The sequence below is a fragment of the Tardiphaga sp. genome (genome assembly GCF_028290495.1).
GTDB lineage: Bacteria > Pseudomonadota > Alphaproteobacteria > Rhizobiales > Xanthobacteraceae > Tardiphaga.
In genome coordinates, this window is sequence record NZ_JAQGJT010000231.1 from 1 (window position 1) to 2,560 (window position 2,560).

Genomic DNA, 2,560 nt, shown 5'->3' on the forward strand with positions numbered 1-2,560 from the left:
GAATGGACCTGCCGGGTTGGACTGGTCGATGACCACGAGATTCTGTCCATCGCCATCGCATCCACGGTAGAGAAGGTGGAGGGACTGATCTTCGTTGGGGCTGCGTCCACCGTCGATGAATTGCTGGCCGCCACACCCGACGTCGACCTGGTAGTTCTCGATCTGCGCCTGGCGGACGGGTCATCTCCCGCCAACAACGTCAAGCAAATCATTCAAGCCGGGGCTCAGGTGTTGGCTTACACCTCCGGTGAAAATCCGTACATGGTGCGTCTCGTTGCGCGATCCGGTGCCCTCGGTGTGATCCGCAAGTCAGAACCACTGACAGTCCTCGTGGACGCGCTCGACGATGCAGCACATGGCCGGCCCGTCGTCTCCACCGACTGGGCGGCAGCCCTCGACTCCGATCCTGCCTTGGGAGACGCGCACCTGAGTCCGCAGGAACAGAAAGTTCTGACGCTATTTGCCGACGGCAACAAGGCACAGGTCGTGGCGAGTCGAACCGGATTGGCTCTGGGGACTATCGAGGACTACGTCAAACGGATTCGGATCAAATACGCCCGAACGGGCAGGCCGGCTAACACGAAGATCGATCTCTACAAGCGAGCGCTCGAAGATGGTTTTCTGCCAATGCCCGAGCTAGACCGATGAGCGCTGCGCGAGTTCCACCCGGACCTTCTCTGACCCGCATATTGCGGATTGTCGCTCGAGTCTTCGCCGTGGCTTCGATCGTGTTCGGCGCCCTCCTTCTGCCCGCCATTTTCGCGCAAGCTGAATTTCTTCTTGGTTGGTGGGATGCGGCAGCGCTGTTCCTGGTCTTCGGACTGCCCCTCATCATGGGTCTGATTGCGAACTGGTGCAGCGGCGTGGTCATCCGCAGGATTGCCGGCGGAATCGCGCTGGGACAGCTTCTTGTAATGGCGACGTGGCTGGTGGCTATGACGGGTCGAGCATTGCCCGGCGATGCTGATTCCGCGTGGGTGCTGGGCGCGACGGCGATCGGAACTACCGCGGCTGGCCTTGCATGGCGGGCGCGGTTTGTCTGGATCTACCTGGTGGCCACGTGCATGCTCCTTATCGTGATCCGATACCTTGCCTCTCCGCAGCCGTTCGCGATCCCCCTTCAGGATGCTCTGTACACGCTGATGTTCGACTCCATTTTCGCGGCGCTCGCGGTGGTCACCGTCCGAGCAGGCTTCAATCTGGACAATGTGGCGGATTTGGCGAGCGCAAACGCAACGCGAGTAGCCATGACACGCGCGCAGGCTCAGGAACTCTCCCGCGTTGACGCGCTCATGCACGATGGCGTGCTCGCAACACTCCTCATAGCTGCTCAGGACGGCGCTGAATCGCGCGAGGCAGCCACCCACCAAGCCCGCAAGACTGTCGCACAGATCACCGACTTCACTGCTGATCCGACGCCAAGAAGCACGATTACCGTATTGGACTTCATCTGGCGACAGCAGGCCACGACCACTGAGATAGACCCGGAAGCGGAGTTCAACTACGTGCTCGACAATCACGATGCCGTTCTGCCGGCGGAGGTTGGCGGCGCGTTCGGTGAATCTCTCGCAGAGGCGCTTCGGAACGTGCTTCGGCATGCGTCCGCGCCAGGGGAAGAACTCCACAGAGCCGTGCGCGTGAGCGTCCACGGCAATCACATCGAGGTCATGGTCCTTGACGACGGTCGTGGCTTTGATCTTTCACGCATCGCGCCGAGCCGGCTCGGAATCGCGATCAGCATCCGCGCTCGCATGGCCCGACTGCCCGGCGGTTCATCAGATGTGGTGTCGCGACTCGGGCACGGTACGCGAGTCGTCCTGCGCTGGGAGCGACCGTGAAGAATAGTCGGACCGGTACGCCCAGAACGGATGTTGCGCAGCTCCTGAACCTCACCGGGCCGGCAACTCAATTGCTGGTCGCACTTTTCGCCATTACGCAGATAGTCCTCTTCGCGAGCACGTCATACGTCGTGGCTAACCCGTGGGTGTGTGGGATCGCGCTCGTTCTGGTGATCGGCATCATCATCGCGTCAACGCGACCAGGACCGTATCCGCTCAGGCCGAGCCTGACCTATCTGACGGTCGCGGTGGTTGCGGCGAGCACGGCGCTGGTCTCCTGGCAGCTTCCGACGAGCGGCTGGCCCGGCTACGCTTCCTGGCACCTGGGGGCCAACACCTTCCTGCTTCTCGGCATCAGCCTTCGCGGCAGATCGGGCTGGGCGTGGATCGGCATGGCCATCATGTTTGCACTCACTCTGCTGTGGACTGTTACCACCGGACAGGGGGTCCTTGCAGGAATCGGCCTCGTTGATCGGCAAGCCGGAACTCTACTCATCGGGACGATCTTCGCAATCGGGCTCTCACGGACCGCACGGCGGATCAGTGAGTTCAACCAGGCAGAAGCCGCGCGCGCGGGCGAACTAGCGGCACTTCAAATGTCTATCGACGAGCGAAGTAGACAAGCACGCTACCTTCACGACACGGTCCTGCCGGTACTCACGCTCATTGCCGCCCCGCAGCACTTGACCGTGCCACAGCGAGAGGAGTTCTTGATACTCGAA

3 protein-coding genes are annotated in these 2,560 nt (G+C 61.6%); all 3 read left to right on the forward strand.

The genetic code is table 11. The annotated features are described in order from the left end of the window. Window positions 1-648, forward strand: a 648-nt coding sequence (locus JWQ24_RS28510; RefSeq protein ID WP_299815969.1) for a response regulator transcription factor, incomplete at its 5' end; no start/stop codon positions are given. 68 nt (window positions 649-716) lie between these two features. Then, window positions 717-1,838: a sensor histidine kinase gene (locus JWQ24_RS28515; RefSeq protein WP_299815972.1), complete on the forward strand. Its 1,122-nt coding sequence runs from the start codon at window positions 717-719 to the stop codon at window positions 1,836-1,838. Next, window positions 1,835-2,560, forward strand: a 726-nt coding sequence (locus JWQ24_RS28520) for a hypothetical protein (protein ID WP_299815975.1), incomplete at its 3' end; no start/stop codon positions are given. The genes JWQ24_RS28515 and JWQ24_RS28520, both read left to right, overlap by 4 nt.